The 21,749-nt window shown below is 68.2% G+C and carries 15 protein-coding genes; 7 read left to right on the top strand and 8 right to left on the bottom strand.

The annotated features are described in order from the left end of the window. Nucleotides 1-303 precede the first annotated feature (303 nt). Nucleotides 304-1,332, bottom strand: coding sequence for an integron integrase (locus VEW47_04090; protein ID HYS04353.1), 1,029 nt, complete (start codon nucleotides 1,330-1,332; stop codon nucleotides 304-306). A 139-nt stretch (nucleotides 1,333-1,471) separates the two neighbouring features. Then, nucleotides 1,472-2,272: a DUF4197 domain-containing protein gene (locus tag VEW47_04085; GenBank protein HYS04352.1), complete on the bottom strand. Its 801-nt coding sequence runs from the start codon at nucleotides 2,270-2,272 to the stop codon at nucleotides 1,472-1,474. A 170-nt stretch (nucleotides 2,273-2,442) separates the two neighbouring features. Here VEW47_04085 and VEW47_04080 point away from each other — a divergent pair, with 170 nt between their 5' ends. Genes VEW47_04080 through VEW47_04070 form a run of 3 tightly spaced genes read left to right on the top strand, consistent with a single transcriptional unit; the run spans nucleotide 2,443 to nucleotide 5,886 of the window. Next, a complete protein-coding gene (locus tag VEW47_04080; GenBank protein HYS04351.1) occupies nucleotides 2,443-3,729 on the top strand; it encodes a P1 family peptidase in 1,287 nt (428 codons plus the stop codon). Beyond that, a complete protein-coding gene (locus VEW47_04075) occupies nucleotides 3,726-4,277 on the top strand; it encodes a DNA-3-methyladenine glycosylase I (protein HYS04350.1) in 552 nt (183 codons plus the stop codon). The genes VEW47_04080 and VEW47_04075 overlap by 4 nt, the downstream gene beginning before the upstream one ends. A gap of 4 nt (nucleotides 4,278-4,281) precedes the next feature. Continuing rightward, a complete protein-coding gene (locus tag VEW47_04070) occupies nucleotides 4,282-5,886 on the top strand; it encodes an NAD(P)/FAD-dependent oxidoreductase (protein HYS04349.1) in 1,605 nt (534 codons plus the stop codon). Here the strand turns inward: VEW47_04070 and VEW47_04065 are convergent. After that, nucleotides 5,883-6,452 (bottom strand): LemA family protein, encoded by a 570-nt coding sequence (locus VEW47_04065; GenBank protein ID HYS04348.1) that lies wholly within the window; start codon nucleotides 6,450-6,452, stop codon nucleotides 5,883-5,885. The two genes, VEW47_04070 and VEW47_04065, sit on opposite strands and share 4 nt — an antisense overlap. Nucleotides 6,453-6,676: 224 nt before the next feature. Then, nucleotides 6,677-9,649, bottom strand: coding sequence for a putative metal-binding motif-containing protein (locus VEW47_04060; GenBank protein ID HYS04347.1), 2,973 nt, complete (start codon nucleotides 9,647-9,649; stop codon nucleotides 6,677-6,679). A 164-nt stretch (nucleotides 9,650-9,813) separates the two neighbouring features. Between VEW47_04060 and VEW47_04055 the strand changes: the two genes are divergently transcribed. Both VEW47_04055 and VEW47_04050 read left to right on the top strand, forming a co-directional pair. After that, entirely contained in the window at nucleotides 9,814-10,386 is a 573-nt protein-coding gene (locus VEW47_04055) for a sigma-70 family RNA polymerase sigma factor (GenBank protein HYS04346.1), read from the top strand. Then, complete coding sequence (locus VEW47_04050) at nucleotides 10,383-12,989, top strand: serine/threonine-protein kinase (GenBank protein HYS04345.1); 2,607 nt, start codon at nucleotides 10,383-10,385, stop codon at nucleotides 12,987-12,989. Before VEW47_04055 ends, VEW47_04050 begins: the two co-directional genes overlap by 4 nt. Here VEW47_04050 and VEW47_04045 read toward each other — a convergent pair. Genes VEW47_04045 through VEW47_04030 form a run of 4 tightly spaced genes read right to left on the bottom strand, consistent with a single transcriptional unit; the run spans nucleotide 12,934 to nucleotide 18,287 of the window. Further along, nucleotides 12,934-14,019, bottom strand: coding sequence for a DNA topoisomerase IV subunit A (locus VEW47_04045; GenBank protein HYS04344.1), 1,086 nt, complete (start codon nucleotides 14,017-14,019; stop codon nucleotides 12,934-12,936). The two genes, VEW47_04050 and VEW47_04045, sit on opposite strands and share 56 nt — an antisense overlap. A gap of 15 nt (nucleotides 14,020-14,034) precedes the next feature. Then, entirely contained in the window at nucleotides 14,035-14,862 is an 828-nt protein-coding gene (locus tag VEW47_04040) for a methyltransferase domain-containing protein (GenBank protein ID HYS04343.1), read from the bottom strand. After that, nucleotides 14,859-16,691: a DNA topoisomerase VI subunit B gene (locus VEW47_04035; protein HYS04342.1), complete on the bottom strand. Its 1,833-nt coding sequence runs from the start codon at nucleotides 16,689-16,691 to the stop codon at nucleotides 14,859-14,861. Before VEW47_04035 ends, VEW47_04040 begins: the two co-directional genes overlap by 4 nt. A 51-nt stretch (nucleotides 16,692-16,742) precedes the next feature. Continuing rightward, on the bottom strand, nucleotides 16,743-18,287 hold the full coding sequence (locus tag VEW47_04030; protein HYS04341.1) for an OFA family MFS transporter: 1,545 nt from the start codon (nucleotides 18,285-18,287) through the stop codon (nucleotides 16,743-16,745). 326 nt (nucleotides 18,288-18,613) lie between these two features. On the opposite strand from VEW47_04030, the gene VEW47_04025 reads away from it, so the two are divergent. Both VEW47_04025 and VEW47_04020 read left to right on the top strand, forming a co-directional pair. Continuing rightward, the gene (locus tag VEW47_04025; GenBank protein HYS04340.1) at nucleotides 18,614-19,450 is read left to right on the top strand and encodes a prohibitin family protein; all 837 of its coding nucleotides are present in this window, start codon (nucleotides 18,614-18,616) and stop codon (nucleotides 19,448-19,450) included. Between the two features lie 39 nt (nucleotides 19,451-19,489). Then, nucleotides 19,490-21,745, top strand: a complete 2,256-nt coding sequence (locus VEW47_04020; protein ID HYS04339.1) for a CRTAC1 family protein — start codon at nucleotides 19,490-19,492, stop codon at nucleotides 21,743-21,745. Nucleotides 21,746-21,749: the final 4 nt, after the last annotated feature.

Genomic DNA, 21,749 nt, shown 5'->3' with positions numbered 1-21,749 from the left:
AGGCCCATCACTTTGCGTGAACCCGGCTCAGTAACGACCATCTTCACGATCGCGCTGGCATCGAAAAAGTGGTTGCGATTGAAGATTGCGGTCATCATCTTTGCTCGCATTTGCGCGACGACGCTAAATCCGGCTAACGCTAATTGGACTGCAGAAGACTTATGAAAAGACTAGCAAAATGCGATCCCGTCGGCCTAATCCACTAAACATAGCGAGGGCTCGCTCTGCAGCCTAAGCAACGAAACATAGTGAGCGTGACCAGAAGCGCGACACGAGGCCTCCTGAGTCCTGTGTGGCGCCTGATCATGCGCGCCCCTTCTCGTGGAACACGTTGTCGAGGGGGCTGCGGACGCCGCGGCCGCCGCGGTTGAGGACGTGGGTGTAGATCATCGTCGTCGCCACGTCGCTGTGGCCGAGGAGCTCCTGGATCGTGCGGATGTCGTAGCCCTCCTCGAGCAGGTGCGTCGCGAACGAGTGGCGGAGGCTGTGGCAGGTCGCGGGCTTGGCGATCCCGGTCTTGCGGACGGCTTCCTTCACGAGTCGCTGCAGGACGGACTCGTGCAAATGGTGGCGACGCCACTGGCCGGTCGGGGCGTCGTGGTAGCGGCGCGTGGCGGGGAAGACCCACTGCCAGGCCCACTCGCGCGATGCGTTCGGGTACTTGATCCCGAGGGCGCCGGGGAGCTCGACGTGGCCCCAGCCTCGCCGGAGGTCCTCCTGGTGCAGGTGCTGGGCGGTGCGCAGGTGCACGGCGAGCGGCTCGCGCAGCGTGGCCGGGAGCACAGTGACGCGGTCCTTCCATCCCTTGCCGTCGCGCACGATGACTTCGCCGCGCGCGAGTTCGAGATCCTTCACGCGCAGGCGGCAGCATTCCATGAGCCTGAGGCCGGCCCCGTACATGAGGGAGGCCATGATGCGGGGTGTGCCCGAGAGGGCCTCCATGATGGCGCTCACTTCGGCGCGTGTCAGGACGACGGGAAGCTTCGGCGGGCGCTTCGCCCGGACGACCTTTTCGAGCCACGGGAGTCTGATGCTCAGCACTTCGTGGTAGAGGAACAGCAGGGCCGCGAGCGCCTGGTTCTGGGTCGAGGGGCCGACGCGGCGCACGGTTGCGAGGCTCGTGAGGAACTCGCTGACTTCGCGCTCTCCCATGTCGGCGGGGTGACGCTTCCCGTGGTGGAGAATGTAGCGGCGGACCCACCCGGCGTACGCTTCCTCGGTTCGCGGGCTGAAGTGCCGGCGGCGGAGTTCGTGACGGACCCGCTCGAGGAGCTTCGGCGGCCGGCCGTCCGCCGATGGCGGTGGTGGCTCGCCGACTGCCGGTTCGTTCATGCGCCGTCTCCCTTCGGGGGCGCGGTGTTCAGAGCGCGGGGCGACTCGGTGTCCCGACTATACGCCGAACGACGGGAGGGAGCAACCGCCGCCGGGGGCCCATGTGCGGGCTGGAAGACGCGGCTGGAGAGTCCCCGGATCAGGTGCCCTGCGTGCCGCCGGAGACCGCCTTCTTCCACCAGGGGGTCTTCTTCCTGCCGGATTCGCCGGAGACGCCGAACACCCTCTTGAGGAGGTCGGTCGTGCGCGCAACGGGGTCCTTGCGGATCTTCTCCTCCTCGCGCCCGATCATGAGGAACAGGCCGTCGAGCGCCTTGCCGGTCACGTAGGCGTTCAGGTCGAAGGCGCTCTTTCCTACGAAGGGGAGCGTGGAGGCGCGCCCCATCATGGCGTCGAACGAGCGGGTGGCGCCGACCTTGTCGAGCTGCTGACCGACGATCGGGCGGAACAGGGTGTCGAGTCTGGGGCCGGCGTTCGTGCGCAGGTAGTCGGTCGCCTCGTGGTCCTTGCCGCGCACGATCGTCACGGCGTCCTGGAAGCTCATCTGCTTGATCGTATCGAGGAAGACGCTGCGGGCGAGCGGGGCGGCCGCCTCGGCGGCGCGGTTCATGCTGGTCACGAACTCGTCGACGAGATTTCCCCTGCCGATGGTCCGCAGCCCCTTGTCGATCACGTGCAGCTTCTCGGGCATGGGAATCTTCACATCCAGGTTCTTCAGGTAGCCGTCCGGGCGGCCCAGGAGGTCGACCGACCGGCTGGTGCCGACTCCGAGCGCCTCCTTGAGGCCGTCGGCGGCGGTCCTGGAGTCGAGCGTGGCTGCGGGGGTCGACGCGAGCGCGGCCCTCGACGCCGGCGCGGTCGCGATGCCGGCGACGAGCGCCGCGGCGGCGAGGAGCGTCGTGATGGGCCGTGCGGGCGCTGGCTTCGGTGGCGTGAGCATGACGGTCTCCACGGTGGGTGCAGTCGCCGCGGGATGACGCCCCTCGTACGAGGCGCTGGCGCGGCGAGGATTGTAGTCCTGTTTCCGTGCGCGGGACGCGCTTGACTCCGAACGGCGATCGGGATGAGGCTACCGGCTTCGGCCCGGCCTTCGACACGGGAGATGCGCTCATGCGGGGGGAGGTTCGCAAGGTGCGGGGCGGAGGGAGCGACGGCGTCCGCATCATCTTTGTATGGGCTGTCCTGGCGGCCACCTGTGTCGCGGAGTCCGCGGGGGCGAGCTCCGAGGCGCCGCGCCGGCGCGTGCGCGACCTCGGGATCGTCATCGGGCGGCTGGCGCCGGGGCCGCTCAACGCGATCACGGACGTGAAGGGGGTGCGCGTCGGGCAGGTGACGCTGAATCGCGGCGACGGCAAGCTGGTGCCGGGGAAGGGGCCGGTGCGCACGGGAGTGACGGCGATCCTGCCGCACGGCGGCGATCTCTGGCGTGAGAAAGTTCCGGCGGCGACCTGGGTGATGAACGGGACGGGGGAGATGACCGGCAGCATCTGGATCGACACGCAGGGGGCGCTCGAGGTGCCGATCCTGCTGACCAACACGATGAACATCGGGCGTGTGATGGATGGCGTTGTTCAATACATGCTGAAGCGGTACCCGGACATCGGCATCGGCGACGACGTGGTGGCGCCGACGGTGGCGGAGTGCGACGACTCGACGCTGAACGACGCGCGCGGTCTGCACGTCTCGGCCGAGGACACGGTCCGCGCCATCGAAGAGGCCCGCGAGGGGCCGGTCGCGGAAGGGGCGGTCGGGGCCGGGACGGGGATGATGTCGTACCAGTTCAAGGGGGGTATCGGGACGGCGTCGCGGGTCGTGCCGAAGGAGGACGGGGGATTCACGGTCGGCGTCCTGGTCAACGCGAACATGGGGCGGCGGAGCGACCTGGTCGTCGACGGCGTGCCGGTCGGGCGGGAGATCTCCGACCTGATGCCGAAGGAGATGCTGGAGGGCTCGATCATCATCGTCGTTGCGACCGACGCGCCGCTCGATCATCTCAAGTTGAAGCGGCTCGCCTCGAAGGCCGGCCTGGGGTTGGCGCGCACGGGGACGATCTCGAGTCACGGCAGCGGCGACATCTTTCTGGCGTTCTCGACCGGCAACCGTGTGCCGCACTATCCGAAACCGCTCACCTACACCCTGGCGGTCGTCGCCGACGATCATCTCGATCCGATCTTCCGCGCCGCGGAGGAGGCGACCGAGGAGGCGATCCTGAACGCGCTGACCATGGCGACGACCACGGTGGGGCGCGACGGCAACACGGCCTACGCGATGCCGCTCGACCGGCTGGTCGCGATCATGAAGAAGTACGGGCGGCTTGGCGGCGAGCCGGGGGCGCGGCCGGGGAGCGGCGACTCGGCGGGGGGTGCCGCGGGCAGCGCGGCGGCGGAGGCGCCGTGAGCTACTGCGATGTCGCGCCCGGTCATCCCTTCCACGGTCCGTACCACGAGACCGAGTACGGATTTCCGCTGCGCGACGACGACTCGCTGTTCGAGCGGCTGGTCCTCGAGATCAACCAGGCGGGGCTGTCCTGGCTGACCATCCTCAAGAAGCGCGCGGCCTTCCGGGAGGCGTACGACCGGTTCGACATCGGCCGAGTGGCGCGCTACGGCAAGCGCGAGCGGGCGCGGCTCCTGCGCGACGCGGGGATCATCCGCAACCGCCTCAAGGTCGACGCGGCGATCGAGAACGCCCGGCGGATCAGGGCGCTGCGCGACGGGCACGGGTCGTTCGCGGCCTGGCTCGACGCGCACCATCCCCTGGAGAAGGCGGAGTGGGTGAGGCTTTTCAAGACGACGTTCCGGTTTACCGGCGGGGAGATCACGGGGGAGTTCCTGACCAGCACCGGCTACCTTCCCGGTGCGCACGTGAAGAGCTGCCCGGTGTACGCCAAGGTCCTGCGGCTCGCTCCGCCCTGGTCAAGAGCGGCGCGGTCGCGCCAGGGGTGAGCGCGTGTCCGCGGCGTACGACATCGTCGTCATCGGCGGTGGGCACAACGGGCTCGTGACGTCGGCGTACCTGGCGCGGCGCGGCCTTTCGGTGCTGGTCGTCGAGCGCCGGCCGTACGTCGGCGGGGCCTCGGTGACCGAGGAGCCGTGGCCCGGATACAAGGTCTCGACCGCGGCCTACGTCATCAGCCTGCTGCGCCCCGAGGTCGCGCGCGAGCTCGAGCTGAAGCGCCACGGGCTCGTCGTCTATCCCCAGGACCCGCCGTACTTCCAGCCGTATCCCGACGGGCGCCACCTGATGCTCTGGAACGACTACGCGAAGACGCGCGAGGAGATCAGGAAGTTCTCGGCGCGCGACGCGGAGGTGTACGAGACGTACGAGGCGACGCTCAACCGGCTGGCGGAGTTCGTCGAGCCTCTGCTCCTGATGACGCCCCCCGACCCGACGTCGTCGCGCGCCCGCGATCTCCTCGGCCTGTTGAAGGCGGCGCGTCTGGCGCGCGCTCTCAAGAAGGACCTGTTCAGCGAGATCGAGATCCTGGTCGGGAGCGCGAAGGATTTCCTCGACTCGTGGTTCGAGTCGGAGGAGCTGAAGGCGCTTCTGTGCGGCCAGGCGGTCATCGGCACGTTCGCCGGGCCGCGCACTCCCGGGACCGCCTACGTCCTGTTCCACCACGTCATGGGGGAGGTGGACGGGATGCGCGGCTGCTGGGGGGTGGTGCGCGGCGGCATGGGTCAGGTGTCGGAGTGCATCGCGAAGGCGGCGCGCGAGCGCGGTGTGGTCATCCGCTGCGCGGCACCGGTCGAGCGGATCCTGGTGAAGGACAATCGCGCGGTGGGTGTCGTCCTGCAGGGGGGCGAAGAGGTGCGGGCGCGGGCGGTGGTGTCGAACGCCGACCCCAAGGTGACCTTCCTGCGGCTGCTCGACGCGAAGCGCGATCTGCCGCCCGAGTTCACGCGCGCTGTCGAGCGCTTCCGGGCGAGCGGCTCGTCGGTGAAGGTCAACTACGCACTCGCCGAGCTCCCCGACTTCACCGCGCTGCCGGGGAAGACCGCCGGTCCGCAGCACCGCGGCACGATCGACATCTGCCCGACGCTCGACTACATGGAGCGCGCCTACGACGAGGCGAAGTACGGGCGCTGGTCGTCGCAGCCGTTCCTCGAGGCGGTCATCCCGACGGTGTACGACGACTCGATCGCCCCGAAGGGAAAGCACATCATGTCGGTGTTCTGCCAGTTCGGGCCGTACGAGCTGAAGGAGGGAACCTGGGACACCGAGAAGGAGAAGTTCGGCGACCGGGTGACGGAGATCTTCACGCGCTACGCCCCCAACTTCAGGAGTTCCGTCCTGCACCGGCAGGTGGTCAGCCCGCTCGATCTCGAGCGCGACTTCTCGCTGACGCACGGCAACATCTTCCAGGGGGACATGACGCTCGACCAGCTCTTCTTCATGCGCCCGGTGCCGGGGTACGCCGACTACCGCACCCCCGTGCGCGGTCTCTACCTGTGCGGCGCCTGCACGCATCCGGGGGGCGGGGTCATGGGCGCCGCCGGCCGCAACGCGGCCGGGGAGATCCTGCGCGACTGGAAGCGCGGCCGGCTGCGCTAGCGCGGGTAGGCGAACTTGATCTCGGGGGAGGCCTTCTCGGCGGCGCTGACCTTGTACATCTCCCGCTCCTTCATGCTCAGCATCGGCGCGAAAAAGGCGTACGGGATCTGCTGGATGCGCGTGTTGTTGATGGTCACGGAGTCGTTGTAGAACTCGCGCCGGTCGGCGATCTCGTTCTCGAGCGCGGTGATGCGAGTCTGCAGCTGCGCGAAGTTCTGGTTCGCCTTCAGGTCGGGGTAGCTCTCGGCCAGGGCGAACAGCGACTTCAGGGCGCCTGCCATCTGCGAGCTGGCAGCCCCCTTCTCGCCCGGTCCCTGCGCCTGCAGGTACTTGGTGCGCGCCTCGATGACCTTCTGCAGAGTGTCGCGCTCGTACTGCATGTACCCCTCGCACACCTGCACCAGCTTCGGGATCTCGTCGTAGCGCTGCTTCTCCAGGACGTCAATGTTGGCCCACGACTTGTCCACGTTGACCTTCACCTGGACGAGCTGGTTGTAGATGCCGACGACGTACCCCACGGCGATCACGACCGCCAGGGCAAACACGATCAGGACGACGATCCCCATGGGCTCCCTCCTCCGCGGCAATATAGGTCGCCCAGTCCCGATGGACAAACTCGCTCCGGGGCCTTTCCCTCCCCTACAAAACCGTAATCCCCCCGGCACACCTGCGCGATCGATTTCACCGCCGCAAACCGAGCGCTTCGTCTTTCGTTGGGAGTTGCCGGAGACGTGAACGGCGCCGGGGGGGGCCTCCTGGCCCCCTTTGCCGATCGCGAGAAGCCGGTCGCTTACGGCCGGCAGGCGGCCGGCGACGCGTTGATCCCCGCGTCGCGCGACCCGACCTGCCCGGCGTCGCCGGAATTGTAGGTGCCGGGCCCCGAGCAGTCGTTCCCGCGGACGTCGAACCAGAAGGCCTGGCCGACCCTCGGGACCGGGGGCAGGCCGATGGAATTCGTCGTCAGGTTGTCCCCCAGGCAGCCGAGCGTGGCCCGGCTGAAGTCGCCGCCGGTCGCGCGCAGGACGGAGGGGTCGCCGTACACGACGTCGTGGGTCTGGGACAGCGGGTCCGAGAGCCACGACAAGGACGGGCTCCCGTCGGGCGGGAACGGCTGCGGGTTGAGCTGGACGCTGATCGGACCCGGCAGCGGGGCGTCGTCCGTCGTGCCGTTGCAGTCGTCGTCGATGCCGTTGCAGATCTCGAGGCCGCCGTTGCTGAGATTGCAGATGGTGAACAGCGCGCCGCCCTGCATCTCGGTCGTGTTCACGCCGTCGGAGACGAGCAGGCGGCCGGTGTACGTCCCCGGCGCGTCCGTCATGCGGTCGTGCGGGATGCGGAGCGTGCCCCCCGGGACGTCCAGCCCCACGGGGACCGGCGGCCCCGACGGTCCGCCGGCGGGGCCGCCCATCATGACCAGGATGAGCGCCCCGCGCGTCTCCGGGGAATCCGGGTCGAACGAGGTCCAGCTCACCACGGCGTCGTGGCCGGGGCCGATCGTCGGCACCGCAGGCGTGGAGCCGGGGGGCGTGGGCGGGGCCGCCGCGTCGCGCCCGGCGCGCAGGTCCGAGACCGAGGGCGCCCTGGGTGTCAGCGTCTTCTGGTCGAGCACGACGCCGTCGCCGCGGCAGTACATGTTCTGGCAGTCGATGCGGCGGCCGTCGCTCGGACCGATGAGCTGGACGGCGGTGGTCGTCGGGTCCCAGGGGACGTTGATCGAGAATCCCGCCCCAAGCTCCGGGCCCGGACCGTTGGCGAAGAAGCGGGGATTGAACCGGTAGTCGTGCACCCCCGCGGGCGTGACCAGGCGGATGCGGAAGGCCCCGAGACCGGAGAAGACCTCTCCCGCCGGGGACAGCGGGGCGTCCGCCATGTCCTGCACCCCCATGAACTGGTAGCTGAAGAAGGGCATCGTCCCGGTGATGAACGGAGGCGTCGTGCCGTCCCCCTGGCCGTTCGGCAGGTCGATCATCCCGGTGGCGTTGATGACGGGCGGGTCGGAGTGCGGGATCGTGTTCTCCAGCAGGTAATGGAACGTGAAGGTGTCGAGCCAGTTCTTGTAGCCGGTCGCGAAATTGACGTCCATGAGGTTGACGGCGCAGATGTCGCGCCCCCAGGCCGGTGTCGCCGGGCAGTCGAGTCCCGGAAACTTCGTCGCGTCCGGCTGGATGTGCAGTCCGCTCGGAAAGACCGTCCCCTTCACGTCGAACCCCTCGGCCTCGTACATGCGGCCGTCCTGCGGCTGGTGCGTGTACTCGTCGGCGCAGCCGGGGCCGAACGGCGGGCTCTGGTTGCTGCACGCGTGCTGGCTCAGATTATAGGTGTGCCCGAGCTCGTGTGTCGACACGCCGAAGAACCCGTCCTCGGCGAGGACGGCCCGCGGCGCGAACGCTCCCAGGGACAGGCCGATGGCGGTCGACGGGCAGAACTGGTGCCGGAAGGCGTTGTCCTTGAACCAGCCGTTGCGCACCGACAGGACCAGCCGGTCGATACCGGAGATCGCCGCCTTGACGTTTTCGACCAGAAGGGTCGTGAGCGGCTCGAAGTAGGGGGCCACCGAGCCGTGATCGCGCCACTCCTGGTTGTAGGTGTTCGACGTGTTCAGGCTCGCCAGGGGCCAGGAGGAGAGCCGCAGCGTCTCGTCGCGCGTGGACATCGCTTGCAGCTGCGGCGAGCTGATGAAGTTGAGATCTTCCTCGTAGTCGAACGGCTGGTACACGGTGATCAGATCGTTCGTGTGCATGAGCGGCAGGTCGGTGGCCTTCCCCGTGTTGTCGAGGTTGGCGCAGTCCATCAGTTGTGGCGGGGCGTTCGGCGAGATCGACTCCGTGTAGTCCACGGTGGCCGAGCCGCTCACCTTCCCCGTCCCGGCGACGAACGACTTCTGCGGCTTGAACGGCGGAGCGCTGGTCCCGTCGAACAGGGCGATCTCGGTGATCCCGGGGACGCTGGGGCTCCCTCCCGCGATCGTGACCACGCGCAGGTCGTTCACCGTGCTGATGCCGTCGGTCAGGGTCCCGTGCACGGGGGCGCTGATCGCGAACGGATACGTGCTGGCGATGACGACGTGCAGCGCCGTCTCCTTGTCCGCCACCGCCTTCGAGGTGTGGTACACCGACTGTACGATCTCGACCTTGTCGATCGACACGTCGTCCGGCAGCCAGTTGGCCGGCGTCCTCACCACCTCGATGCGCATCGCCGCCCAGTTGCCGGCGGTGCCGTTCGTCGTCCCGTAGCCATTCAGCTCGACCGCGTTGCTGCCGACGGCGATCGGATTCGAGCCCAGCACGCCGGCGACGGACATGTTGCCGGTGCAGACGTCGTAGATGACGTGCGGGAACCCGCCGGTCGGGATCGAAGGACGGTACGGGACGAGCGGCGACGGCGGGGGCGGCCCGTTCTGCGGGCTGATGTCGAAGTCATCGTCGTCGCTGGTGTCGTCGTTGTCCCACAGCTCGAAGTAGAGATCGAAGAACCGCTGGTTCTTGCCGGGGACGAGCTTGGACAGGCTCAGCGGCGGGTTCCAGCTCGCGTGGTCGTGGTTGCCGACCTCGGCCGAGATCAGAGGCGGCCCGGAGTCGATCCCGGCGACCGCGTAGAAGTCCTGCTGCGGCCCGAACGGATCGTCGTTGTCCTTCTTGTAGGCGATCGCCTCGTGGATCTTCACCGTCAGAGTCCCGTCGTCCGCACGGACCGCCGTGACCCCGATCCCCTCCAGCACGAAGATCGCCGCCATCCCCGCCAGCACAGCCCCCGCCCTGCGCATTGTCCCTTCTCCTTTGTGACAGTCCTTCTTCTCATCCCATAAACGCATTCCCCCAAGGAAACACGACATGGAATCCGTCCCTTCCTGGTTTTCCCTCTTGAATTGCAGTTCGAAAGAGGCTAACTTGCTGAAAAACCGGCGTGGGACGCCGAGTACAAACGACCATGGGCTCCGTGGGAGAGATCACCGAACGGCTGCTGGCCCTGCGGGCCGGGGACAAGGACGCCCTCAATCAGCTCGTACCGATAGTCTACGAGCGGCTGCGGGGGATGGCCCACGCCCGGCTCGCCGGACGCCGTCCCGGGTCGACGCTCGACACGACCGCCCTGGTGCACGAGGCCTACTTGAAGCTGGTGGATCAGACGCAGGCCCAGTGGCGCGACCGCACCCACTTCTTCGCCGTGGCGGCCACGGCGATGCGGCAGATCGTCGTGGACCACGCCCGGCGGCACTCGGCCCGCAAGCGCGGGGGCGGCGTCCGGCCCGCGGTCCTCGACGACGAGGGCCCGGGCGTGGCGCCGCGAGCCGAGGAGATCCTGGCCCTCGACCTGGCGCTGTCCCGCCTCGGCGCCCTCAGCGAGCGCATGGTGAAGATGGTCGAGCTGCGCTTCTTCGCCGGGCTGTCGGTCGAGGAGACCGCCGAAGTACTTGGGCTCGACCCCCGGACGGTGAACCGGGACTGGCGCGCGGCCCGCGCTCTCCTCTACCGCGAGCTGTCCGGGGCGCAGGCGACATGACGTCGCTGCCCGACCCCGATCGCTGGCCGGTCATCGCGCCGATCCTCGCGGAAGCGCTCGACCTCCCCCCTGAACAACGCGCACCATTCCTGGACCGGGCCTGCGCCGGCGACTCCGCGCTGCGCCGCGAGATCGAGGAGCTCCTGAGGGCGGACGAGCGGGCCGGCGACTTCCTAGGGGCCCCGGTCGATCTCACCGGCGTCGCGGTGCCGGACGACGATGGGGCGGGCGGCGATCCGCCCTCGGCGTCCGGCTCGACCATCGGCCCCTACCGCGTGGTGCGCGAGATCGGCCGCGGCGGCATGGGGGTTGTGTACGAGGCCGAGCAGAAGAGCCCGCGGCGGCCGGTCGCGCTCAAGGTGATCCTGGGTGGACGGCACGTCGACGCCGAGGCGGTCCGCATGTTCCGGCGCGAGACCGACAGCCTGGCGCGTCTCAAGCATCCGTCCATCGCCGCGATCTACGAGTCGGGCTCCACAGGGGAAGGGCAGCACTTCTTCGCCATGGAGCTGGTGCAGGGGCGTTCGCTGTCCGAATACCTGGACGAGCGCGGCCCCGCGCGATCGCGCTCCGACGTTCGCCTCCGTCTCGCCCTGTTCCGGAAAATCTGCGCCGCTGTGGCCTATGCCCACCAGCGCGGCGTCATCCATCTCGACCTGAAGCCGTCGAACATCCTCGTCCTCGAGGCGCCGGGGGGTGAGGTGCCCGAGATCAAAGTGCTCGATTTCGGTCTCGCCCGGATCACCGACCCCGACGCCCAGGGCGCCACCGCCGTCACGGCGTTCGGCCGCGTCCAGGGGACGCTTCCCTACATGAGCCCCGAGCAGGTGCGGGGCCGGCGGGACGAAGTGGACGTGCGCTCCGATGTCTACGCCCTTGGCGTCATCCTGTACCGCATGCTGACAGGCCGGTTGCCCTACGATCTGGAGGGGCTGGAAATCACCGAGGCGGCCCGGATCGTTTGCGAGGAAGCGCCGCTCCCGCTCGGGTCCGCCGCGGGCAGTGGGGCGCGGTTCGATCACGACCTCACGGTCATCGTCAACAAGGCGCTCGAGAAGGAGCCGGGCCGGCGCTACCCGGGCGTCGCCGCGCTCGATGAGGACGTCGCGCGCTACCTCGACGGCCGGCCGATCCTCGCCCGCCCCCCGAGCGCCGCCTACCTGATCCGCACGCTCGTAGCACGGCACAAGATTCCCGTCGCCGCCGCCGGAGCCCTCCTCGTCCTGCTCGTGGGATTCGCAATCGCGATGACGTTGCAGGCCCGCCGCATCGCCACGGAGCGCGACCGCGCGAATCGCGAGGCGACGACGGCGGAGCGGGTCTCGGACTTCCTGACCGGCTTGTTCAAGGTGTCGGACCCCGATGAAACCCGCGGGAACTCGATCAAGGTCCGTGAGATTCTCGACAGCGGGCTCGAGAAGATCGGCAAGGAGCTGGCGGACGAGCCGGAGGTCCAGGCGCGGCTGATGCAGACCATGGGGAAGGTGTACGCGAACCTCGGCCTGTATCCAAAAGCGCTGCCGATCCTGGAACAATCGGTTGCGACGCGGCGGCGGCTCCTGGGGGACGAGCATCCGGACACCCTCGCGGCGATGTACGACCTCGCGCTGCTCTATGTGAACCTGGGCCGCCGCGCGGAGGCCGAGAAGCTCGACGACCGCATCCTCGAGACGCGCCGTCGCCTCCTGGGAGAAGAGCACCCCGAGACGCTGTGCGTCATGGCCGGTCTCGCCTTGATCGACCGGCTGCAGGGACGCTTCGAGCAGGCAGAGAGGCTCGAACGCCAGGTGCTCGAGGTGCGTCGCCGTGTCCTGGGGGAGGATCATCCGGACACTCTCGACAGCATGGTCGACCTGGCGGGCGTTTATTACGAGGAGCGGCGCTACGCCGACGCCGAGATGCTGTACCGCACGGCGATCGAAAAAATCCGGCGGGTCCTCGGTGAGGAGAATTCCGTCACCCTCAGGAACATCACCTCCCTCGCCAACGTGTACGAGCGCCAGGGGCGGTACGCCGAGGCCGAAGCGCTGCATCGGGATAGCCGGGAAAGACTGCGACGTCTCCTGGGCGACGACCATCCGCTGACGTTCAAGGCGACGAACGATCTCGCCGTCCTGCTCGACGACCGGGGGCGCTACGCCGACGCCGAACCGCTCTATCGCGACAACCTCGAGAGGGAGAGGCGGGTCCTGGGCGAGGATCATCCGAGCACGCTCACGAGCATGAACAATCTCGCGAACGTGTACTCGTCCGAGGGCCGCTACACCGAGGCCGAGGCGCTGTTCCGCGAGTCGCTCGAGAGGGGACGCCGCGTGCTGGGGGAGAACCACCCCGACACGACGAACACGCTCTACAACCTGGGGTGCATGTCCGTCCTGCGTGGCAACCGCACGTCGGCCCTCGACTGGCTCGGGCAGGCCGTGGCGCACGGGTACTCGCATTGGGAGGTGATGGCGAAGGACTCCGACCTGAAGCCGCTGCGAGGCACTCCGGCCTTCGACGCGCTCGTGGCGCGCGCCAGGGAGAACTCGAGAAAAGAGTCGCCGTCTACGGCAGGAACTTCTCCGGCTTCTTCAGCTTCTCCGGCAGGTAGGTATCGATGACGTAGTTCAGGCCCCACTTGGCGAGAGCCTGCTGCTCGGCGCGCACCCCCATCTTGAGAAGGTGCTCCACCGCGGCGACCCAGTCCTTGTGGTGCTGGAAGAACGGGTCGTTCTTGATGGCGTCGCGGGCGCGCTTGATGTCCACGTCCTTGAGAGGGTGGGTGGGGAGCTTGTAGTCGACGATGTCCTGGGGCGTGATCCCGAGGTAGCGCGCCTGGGGGACGCAGAAGTATTCGTTCAGGTGCGCGGCGTTGCCGGAGCCGACCTTGAGCGTCCTGTAGATGTTGGAGATGCCGTACGGGTCGCCGTCCACGAACACGTAGACGGGGATCTTCTTGAAGTCGGCCAGGCGGCGGATGAACCTCCGGCACGCCCGCGTGGGCACGCCTCCCATGGACACGAGGACGCAGTTCGCTGTCTTCCAGTACTTGTGCTTGACCAGGCGCTGGAACATGCCGGCGGTCTCGATCACCAGGATGAATTCGGCGTCGGTCTCGAACTTCAGGTGCTCGACCGAGATCGGGATCGAGTAGGCGCCGGAGCCGAACTTGGTGCAGTCGATGCGCAGGGGCTTGCCGGTCTCGCTGTCCTTGTCGACGATGAACAGCTTGCCGGAGATCTCTCCGCCCTTCTCCTCCGGCACGAAGCCGATCTGCTCGCGGTTGACCTCGAACAGGGCCTCGACGTCGTCCATGACGGCGTCCGACTCGGTCTGCTCCAGGAAGCGCGCGTCCTCCCAGTTCTTGGAGACGTAGTACGCCTCCCTCTTGGTGGCGATGTCGTCCTGCGCCACCAGCTCCTTCGAAAGCGCCATCATGCGCAGGGTCTGCGCGAACGTCTTCACGGTCGAGACGGTCAGCGTCCGCTCCTTCTTGCGGCCGCGCATCTCGAAGTATCCCTTCTTCGGATCGTACTTGACGTTCGACAGGCTGCGGAGCGGAAAGCGCAGGCGCGGCTTCTGGCGCTTGAGGATGGTCCTGCGGACCTCCTCGGCGGTGCTCTCGATCTTCTTGACTGTCGCTGAGGCCATCGGCTTCTTTCTCCTTTATGCCTTCGCGGCCGTGCCCGCCCGCGCGCTCGCGACCAGGGCGTGCAGCGGCAGACGCACCGGACGGTCGCCGAACTCGCGCGCCAGGGAGGCGGCGACGGCCTCGATGATCGTCCGCGTGTCGACCCCGCCGCGCTCGCGGATCCCGGCGCCGACCGGGTTCCCCTCGATGAGACCGGTCGCCAGGTCGACCGAGGATGGGCTCTGTCCCTCGAGCCCCACCTCGTCGAGACGCGTCTCGCTCCAGTCGTCGTCCGAGAAGAGCGCCCGCAGCGCCGGGCGGTCGTGCAGCGAAAACGGCACCTCGTAGAACGTCGGCGGATCCTTGGGAAAGTAGCGCAGCAGCGTCTCGTGCGCCAGCCGGGCGAAGCGGTTCCGGTCGAGCGAGTCCCAGACGCTCAGCAGGAGGCGCCCCCCCTGCGCCAGCACGCGCCGCGCCTCGCGGACCGCTTTCGGCTTGTCCGGCACGAACATCAATCCGAACTGGCAGACGACCGCCTCGAACGACGCGTCGGGAAAAGGCAGAGCGCAGGCGTCCGCCTGGCGCCACTCGACCGGCTTCGTCTCGGGGATTTTCCGGCGCGCGTGCTCCAGCATCGGCTCGTTGAGGTCGGTGGCCACGAGGCGGCCCCGGGGCGGCAGGCGATCGGCCAGATGGCGCGTGACGATCCCGGTGCCGCAGGCGACCTCGAGGACCCGTGCCCCATCCTTCACTTCGAGGCGGCGCGCCAGGTCGCGCGCGTACGGCTCGAACAGGACCGGCCCGAGATGGCGGTCGTAGTTCTCCGGAATCGATCCCACGAAGCGCGCGTTGGTGTCGGTCATGGAATCCGGCTCTTCTCGAGCGTGTCGGTGAGGGTCCTGACGATCTTGTCCTCCTCCGCCTTCGACAGGCCGAGGATCTCCCGGAGCGCGATGCCGATGTGCGGGATGTACGACTCGATGTACGAGCGCTTCTTCTCGGCCTCGGCCAGGCGCTGCCGGTGACGCAGGAAGCCGCCGAGGCGGCGCCCCACCTCCTGAAGCCCGAGCTTCAGCTCGCGGATGATCTCGGGATAGGAGGCGATCGCCTCCTTGCTCTCGGAGGTGAACGGCACCCAGACGCTGGCGACGTGGACGAACAGGATCATCGGGCCGACGGGCAGCGCCCCCTTCCCCTGCTGCAGGCCGTAGTTCCGCCAGTCGGTGGTGAGGGCGCCGCGGGTGATGGCGCAGGCCGACTGCTGGTACTGCAGCGGGACGCGGTTGGCGAAGCGCCACAGGTCGACGAGCTCCTCGCCGGGCAGGTCGCCGCCGTAAGCCAGGCCGGCCTCGACGACGAACGGGTTGCCGCGGTAGACCGCCGGCGGGCGGGTGGTCGAGGCGTAGAAATCCGCCTTGACCGCCTGCTTCAGCCCCTCGAGGATGAGCTCTTCGCCTATCGGCACGATACTGTTGGTCGGCGGCGCCATCACCTTGACCTTCGGGATGGCGCGGAACAGCGCTTCGACCTGATCGACGCCCAGCGAGCGCGGCCTCATCCCGGGGTTGAGACCGGCGGCCTTGCAGATCTCCTCCGCCACGTTGGCGGACACGCGCGAGAAGTCGGTCTGCAACGCCGTCTTCAGCGTGCGCCCCTTGGTGTCGCGCAGCATCGAGATGAGCACCCCCAGCTCGACACCGTACGGGTGCGGCTTGATCGCCAGAGGCTCGCGCGGCAGCTCCTTGGTCAGCCGCTCACGGTGGAACTCGTCCCCCTTGGGCGGCTTGTAATGCACCGTGGCGTGCGGGTTGGCCAGCGCCGACTGCATGACGTAGTCGTCCACCGACCGGCGTCCCTTCTTGTAGGTGCCCGCGAGGTCCATCTCGACGCGCGTGCCGTGCTCCTTGTCCCACTCGACCTCTCTGTCGGTCAGCACCTTCGGCTCGTTGCGCGTCGTGTCGATCTGGATCTCGAAGAAGTGGGCCGGCTTCCCCTTCCCGGTGCGCGAGGTGATCTTCACGGGTTGTCCGGTGGTGAGCTGGGCGTACATCCCGGCGGCCGAGATGCCGATCCCCTGCTGGCCGCGGCTCTGCCGCAGGACGTGGAACTTCGATCCGTACAGGAGCTTCCCGAACACCTTGGCGACCTGGTTGCGCACGATCCCCGGGCCGTTGTCGGTGATCGACAGGCGGAAGCGGTCCTCGGCCAGCTCTTCGATGACGACATCGATCTCCGGCAGGAGACCGGCCTCCTCGCAGGCGTCGAGCGAGTTGTCGACCGCCTCCTTGGTCGCCGTCAGAAGCGCCTTGGCCGGATTGTCGAAGCCGAGGAGATGGCGGTTCTTCTGGAAGAACTCGGCGACCGAGATCTCACGCTGCCGCCGGCCCATCGTCTCGGCGGTCTCGCGCCTGCGGGCCGGAGCGGCGGGCGTCTTCGAGGCGGCGACCGCCGGGGAGGGTTGCGCGACCTCAGCATCCGGCGCCGGGATCGCCTTCGCGGCAGGTTTCGATCGGGAGGCGTGGGACCTGGGCTGACGGGCGGAGGTCTTCGCGGATCCCGCCTGGGCGGTCTCCTCGCGGAACAGGTCCATCTGGACGACCTTGCCGCGCGCCTTCCCGCTCCCGGCTTTTGCCTTCGCCTTGGGAGAGGTCCTCGCCGGTTCGGCCCTGGCCGCCCTGGACTTCTTCGCCAATCGCTCCCTCCCCATGCGCCCGGGGATTGTAGCATCGACGCGGCGCGGGGTTCAGCGGAACAGCTGCAGGGCCTTGCGGAGCGTCGACCCGATCCCCCAGGCGAGCGGCGCGCCGACGAGCAGCCAGGCGAGAGCCGCCACGAGCAGGCGCGCCGGTGCCATTGTCCCCGCGGTCGGGGCGTCGACAGGCACCGCCGAGGCGGCCGCCCCGGCCGCCGATCGGCGCAGCACGCTCTGCTCGGCCTCGAGCTCGTGGGGCGTCATGTAGTTGTGCTCCGAGACGCGCCGGATGGCGAAATTGCACAGGAAGCCGAGGAGAAGGATTCCGGTCATGATGTACATCGTCAGGTTGTAAGCATCCGCCTTCACAACACCGCGATCGATCTGGAGCTGCCTGATGTAGTTGACGAGCACCGGGCCGAGGACACCGGCCACAGACCACGCGGTCAGCAGGCGGCCGTGGATGGCGCCCACGAACTGCGTGCCGAAGAGGTCGGCCAGGTAGGCCGGGATGGTGGCGAAGCCGCCTCCGTACATCGTCAGGATCAGGCAGACGCAGGCGACGAACAGCGGCACGCTGCCGGCGCGCCCGGTGAACGGGACGGTGGCGTACAGCGCGGCGCCGAGCGCGAAGAAGATGAAATAGGTCCGCCTGCGCCCGAGGAAGTCGGACAGCGAGGCCCAGACGATCCGGCCTCCGATGTTGAACAGGCTGAGGAGCCCGACGAACCCGGCGGCGGCCGAAGCGGAGACCCTTCCCTTGAAGATCTCCTGGATCATCGGCGAGGCCTGCCCCAGCACCCCGATACCGGCCGTCACGTTGAGACAGAGCACGGCCCACAAAAGCGCGAACTGCGGCGTCCTGACCGCCTTGTCCACGTGCACGTGGCCGCGCGCGACGTGCGCCTGACGGCTCGCCGGGGGCGTCCATCCGGCGGGCGTCCAATGAGGCGGCGGGATGCGGAAGGCGAGCGCTCCCGCGAGCATCGCGACGAAGTAGACGAGACCCATCACCACGAACGTCGGGGCGACGCCGACCGATGAGGCGGATGCGAAGCGGCCCATGAGCGCGTCGGACAGGGGGGCGGCGATCAAGGCGCCGCCGCCGAACCCCATGATCGCCATCCCGGTCGCCATGCCGCGCCGGTCGGGGAACCACTTGATGAGCGTCGAGACCGGCGACACGTAGCCGAGTCCCAGCCCGCATCCGCCGATGACCCCGTATCCCAGGTAGATGAGGACGATCCGGTGCAGGTGGACTCCGAGCGCTGCGATCAGGAACCCGCCGCCCCAGCAGCAGGCCGCGACCACCCCCACCTTGCGCGGCCCGGCGCGCTCCAGCCAGGTGCCGGCGAACGCGGCCGACAGCCCCAGGAACACGATGGCGAGCGTGTAGATCCACCCGAGCGTCGTCAGCTTCCAGTCCGAGGCGGCCGGCTGCGTGATGCCGATCGCTCGGCTGAGCGGAAGGTTGAACACGCTGATGGCATACGCCTGCCCGATACAAAGGTGGATCGCCAGCGCAGCCGGCGGCACCAGCCACCGGTTGAACCCCGCCGGCGCAACGATCCGCTCCCGAGACAGCAACCCAGCCATAGTTTTTGTCCCTCGATCCCACCCCGTCGACAACGACCGCGATTCTACCCCTCGTCTGAGCCGTTCCAGCGCCGAGTCGGGTCGCAACCCGTGCCGAGGAGCGGTGGGCCGCGCCCTGCCGCGCCGGGCCTTCTGAGACCTCGCGCCCCGGGACCCACCGCGCGTGCTTGTGCGCGGTGGGAGGGCGCGAGGCGAAGAGAGGGGAGGGTCGCGCAGCGAGCCGGACCCGTGCCCGGCGGGGCAGGGCGCGGCCCACCGCTCCTCCCTCGGATAGAATCCCCCCAGCACCGCGCCGTTCACAGAGGAAGAGAGGACAGGAGGACACCATGGCCGATCCACGCGAGATCTACATGTCACGCAAGAACAGCTGGCTGCCGCGCGCCGTCGCCACGCTGGTCGTGGGCGGGCTCGCCGTGGTCGCGCTCCTGGCGTCCGTCGCCTACGTGCCGGCGGGGCACGTCGGGGTCGTGACGCTCTTCGGACGGGTGACGGGCCAGGTTCTTCCGGAAGGGACGCATCTCATCTTTCCGTTCAAGACGGTGAACCGGATGGCGATCCGGACGGTGGAGCTGAAGGAGACCGCCAGCGTTCCGTCCGAGGAGGGACTGATCATCACCCTCGACACCTCTCTTCTGTTCCGGCTCGACCCCGTGATGGCGGCCGAGATCTACAAGAAGGTCGGCCCGGGCTACCTGGACGTGGTCGTCGAGCCGACGTTGCGCTCGGCCATCCGCACCGCCACGTCGGCCCACAACGCCAACGCGCTTTACACGGGGGCGCGCGAGGAGGTCGCCAAGCAGGTGCAGAAGGAGCTGGAGGAGCGGCTGGGGCCGCGCGGCGTCATCATCGAGAGCGTGCTCCTGCGCGACATCCAGCTCCCGCTGATGCTCAAGCAGTCGATCGAAGGAAAACAGCAGGCCGAGCAGGACGCGCTCAGAATGACGTTCGTTCTCCAGAAGGAGAAGCAGGAGGCGGAGCGCAAGCGGATCGAGGCGCAGGGGATCGCCGACTTCCAGCGCATCGTGGCGCAGGGGATCAGCCCGGCGCTTCTGGAGTGGAAGGGGATCGAGGCGACCGAGAAGGTCGCGACCAGCACGAACGCCAAGGTGGTCATGATCGGCAGCCCGCGCAACGGCCTGCCGATCATCTTCGAGCCGAAGTAGGAGTTGCCCGGGGGCCCACCCCCGCGGCATAGTAGCGGCATGCGGCCATTTCGTCCCGGATTCACGGCGGTCGGCCTCGTCCTCGTCGCCGCCTGCTCGAGGGGCCCCCTCGCGCCCACTGCGGCGAAGCACGGCGACGGGGTGCGCCGGATGGCCGATCGACTCAACACCATCGCCCGCACCACGCAGCCGAAGGACTATCCGTGGCGCAACAGCGAGAGGGCCGAGGACCTGCACCCCATGATCGAGACGACCCTCGCCCCGCGCGACTATCTCGAGCTGATGCCGCGCTACGCGACGGAGCTCCTGAACGCCGGCAAGACCCGGGAGGCGATCCAGGCGCTCATGGACCTGAAGCGCTTCTCGACCGCCGGCGGCACGAATGAGCTCAGCCCGAAGAACAGCACCTTCCTGCGTCACCACCTGGCGATCGCGTACCTGCGTCTCGGCGAGCAGGAGAACTGCCAGCTGCACCACAACACCGAGTCGTGCCTCATGCCGATCATGGGCGGGGGAATCCACGCCCGGCCCGAGGGCTCGCGCGAGGCGATGGCGGTCCTGCTGGAGGAGATGAAGCAGAACCCCGACGATCAGTCGGCCCGCTGGTGGATGAACATCGCCGCGATGACCCTCGGCGAGTATCCCGACGGGGTCCCGAAGCAGTGGCTGATCCCGCCGAAGGCGTTCGACTCGGATTACGACATCAAGCGCTTCCACGACATCGCGCCCGGCCTGGGTCTGGACATGGACGACTACGCCGGCGGCTCGATCGCCGAGGACTTCGACGGCGACGGCTACCTCGACATCATGGCGTCGTCCACCGGCCTGCACGGTCAGCTGCGTTATTTCCACAACAACGCCGACGGCACCTTCAGCGATCGCACCGTCGAGGCGGGTCTCGTGGGGGAGGTCCAGTCCCTGAACATCGTGCAGACCGACTACGACAACGACGGCCGCCCGGACGTCCTGATGTTGCGCGGCGGCTGGCTCGGGAAGGCGGGGCACCTGCCGAACTCGCTCCTGCACAACAACGGCGACGGCACGTTCGACGACGTGACCGAGGAGGCCGGGATGCTGTCGCTCCATCCGACGCAGACGGCCGCCTGGTTCGACTACGACAACGACGGCTGGCTGGACGTGGTCATCGGCAACGAGAGCACCAAGGACGATCCCAACCGGAGCGAGCTGTACCACAACAACCGCGACGGCACGTTCACCGAGTGCGCCGCGCTTTCGGGCCTGACCATCGATTGCATGGTGAAGGGCGTGACCGCGGGCGACTACAACAACGATGGCCGCCCGGACCTCTACGCCTCCTGCCGCAAGGAGCCGAACCGCCTGTACCGCAACGACGGCCCGAAGCCGGGGGGCCGGGGGCCGACGGAGTGGACCTTCACCGAGGTCGCCGCGGCGGCCGGCGTCACCGAGCCGGTCTACAGCTTCCCGACCTGGTTCTTCGACTACGACAACGACGGCTGGCTCGACCTCTTCGTGGCCGGGTACAACATCGACAACGTCAAGGATTTCACGGCCGACTACATGGGGCTGCCGCACACCGCGGAGCGCGCCCGCCTGTACCACAACGAGCATGACGGCACCTTCAAGGACATGACGCGCGACGCGCATCTCTACAAGATCCTGCACGCCATGGGATCGAACTACGGCGACCTCGACAACGATGGCTGGCTCGATTTCTACGTCGGCACCGGCGACCCGAACCTCGGGACGCTCATCCCCAACCGGATGTTCCGCAACGCGGAGGGGCGGTTCTTCCAGGAGGTGACGACATCGGGCGGGTTCGGCCACCTCCAGAAGGGACACGGCGTGTCGTTCGCGGATTTCGACGACGACGGCGACCAGGACATCTATGAGGTGATGGGGGGCGTGTACGAGGCGGATCATTTCAGGAACGTGCTGTACGAGAACCCGGGGCACGGCAACCACTTCGTCAAGCTGAAGCTCGTGGGCGTGAAGACGAACCGCGCCGCCATAGGCTGCCGCATCCGGATCGTGGTCGACACCCCCGGCGGCCCGCGCGAGATCCACCGGTCGGTCACGAGCGGCGGCTCCTTCGGCGGCAACCCCCTGCGCCAGGAGATCGGCCTGGGCGACGCGCGCTCGATCGCGGAAATCCGGGTGACATGGCCGACCTCGGGGATCGTGCAGACCTTCAAGGACGTGACGCCGGACCGGGCGTTCACGATCACGGAAGGGGATCAGAACCTGGCGGAGATTCCGCTCAAGACCTTCCGCTTCGCCACCCGTCCGGTTCCCGCGGGCGCCGCAGGGAAATAGCGGC

This window comes from Candidatus Dormiibacterota bacterium (genome assembly GCA_035635555.1).
GTDB lineage: Bacteria > Acidobacteriota > Polarisedimenticolia > Gp22-AA2 > Gp22-AA2 > Gp22-AA3.
The sequence above is the reverse complement of the archived record's forward strand: the minus strand, read 5'-3'. Positions and strand labels throughout refer to the sequence as shown.

Coding starts and splice junctions, on each gene's coding strand:
- VEW47_04090 (HYS04353.1), bottom strand. CDS start 1,332: ATGAACGAACCGGCAGTCGGCGAGCCACCACCGCCATCGGCGGACGGC.
- VEW47_04085 (HYS04352.1), bottom strand. CDS start 2,272: ATGCTCACGCCACCGAAGCCAGCGCCCGCACGGCCCATCACGACGCTC.
- VEW47_04080 (HYS04351.1), top strand. CDS start 2,443: ATGCGGGGGGAGGTTCGCAAGGTGCGGGGCGGAGGGAGCGACGGCGTC.
- VEW47_04065 (HYS04348.1), bottom strand. CDS start 6,452: ATGGGGATCGTCGTCCTGATCGTGTTTGCCCTGGCGGTCGTGATCGCC.
- VEW47_04060 (HYS04347.1), bottom strand. CDS start 9,649: ATGCGCAGGGCGGGGGCTGTGCTGGCGGGGATGGCGGCGATCTTCGTG.
- VEW47_04055 (HYS04346.1), top strand. CDS start 9,814: ATGGGCTCCGTGGGAGAGATCACCGAACGGCTGCTGGCCCTGCGGGCC.
- VEW47_04050 (HYS04345.1), top strand. CDS start 10,383: ATGACGTCGCTGCCCGACCCCGATCGCTGGCCGGTCATCGCGCCGATC.
- VEW47_04045 (HYS04344.1), bottom strand. CDS start 14,019: ATGGCCTCAGCGACAGTCAAGAAGATCGAGAGCACCGCCGAGGAGGTC.
- VEW47_04040 (HYS04343.1), bottom strand. CDS start 14,862: ATGACCGACACCAACGCGCGCTTCGTGGGATCGATTCCGGAGAACTAC.
- VEW47_04030 (HYS04341.1), bottom strand. CDS start 18,287: ATGGCTGGGTTGCTGTCTCGGGAGCGGATCGTTGCGCCGGCGGGGTTC.
- VEW47_04025 (HYS04340.1), top strand. CDS start 18,614: ATGGCCGATCCACGCGAGATCTACATGTCACGCAAGAACAGCTGGCTG.
- VEW47_04020 (HYS04339.1), top strand. CDS start 19,490: ATGCGGCCATTTCGTCCCGGATTCACGGCGGTCGGCCTCGTCCTCGTC.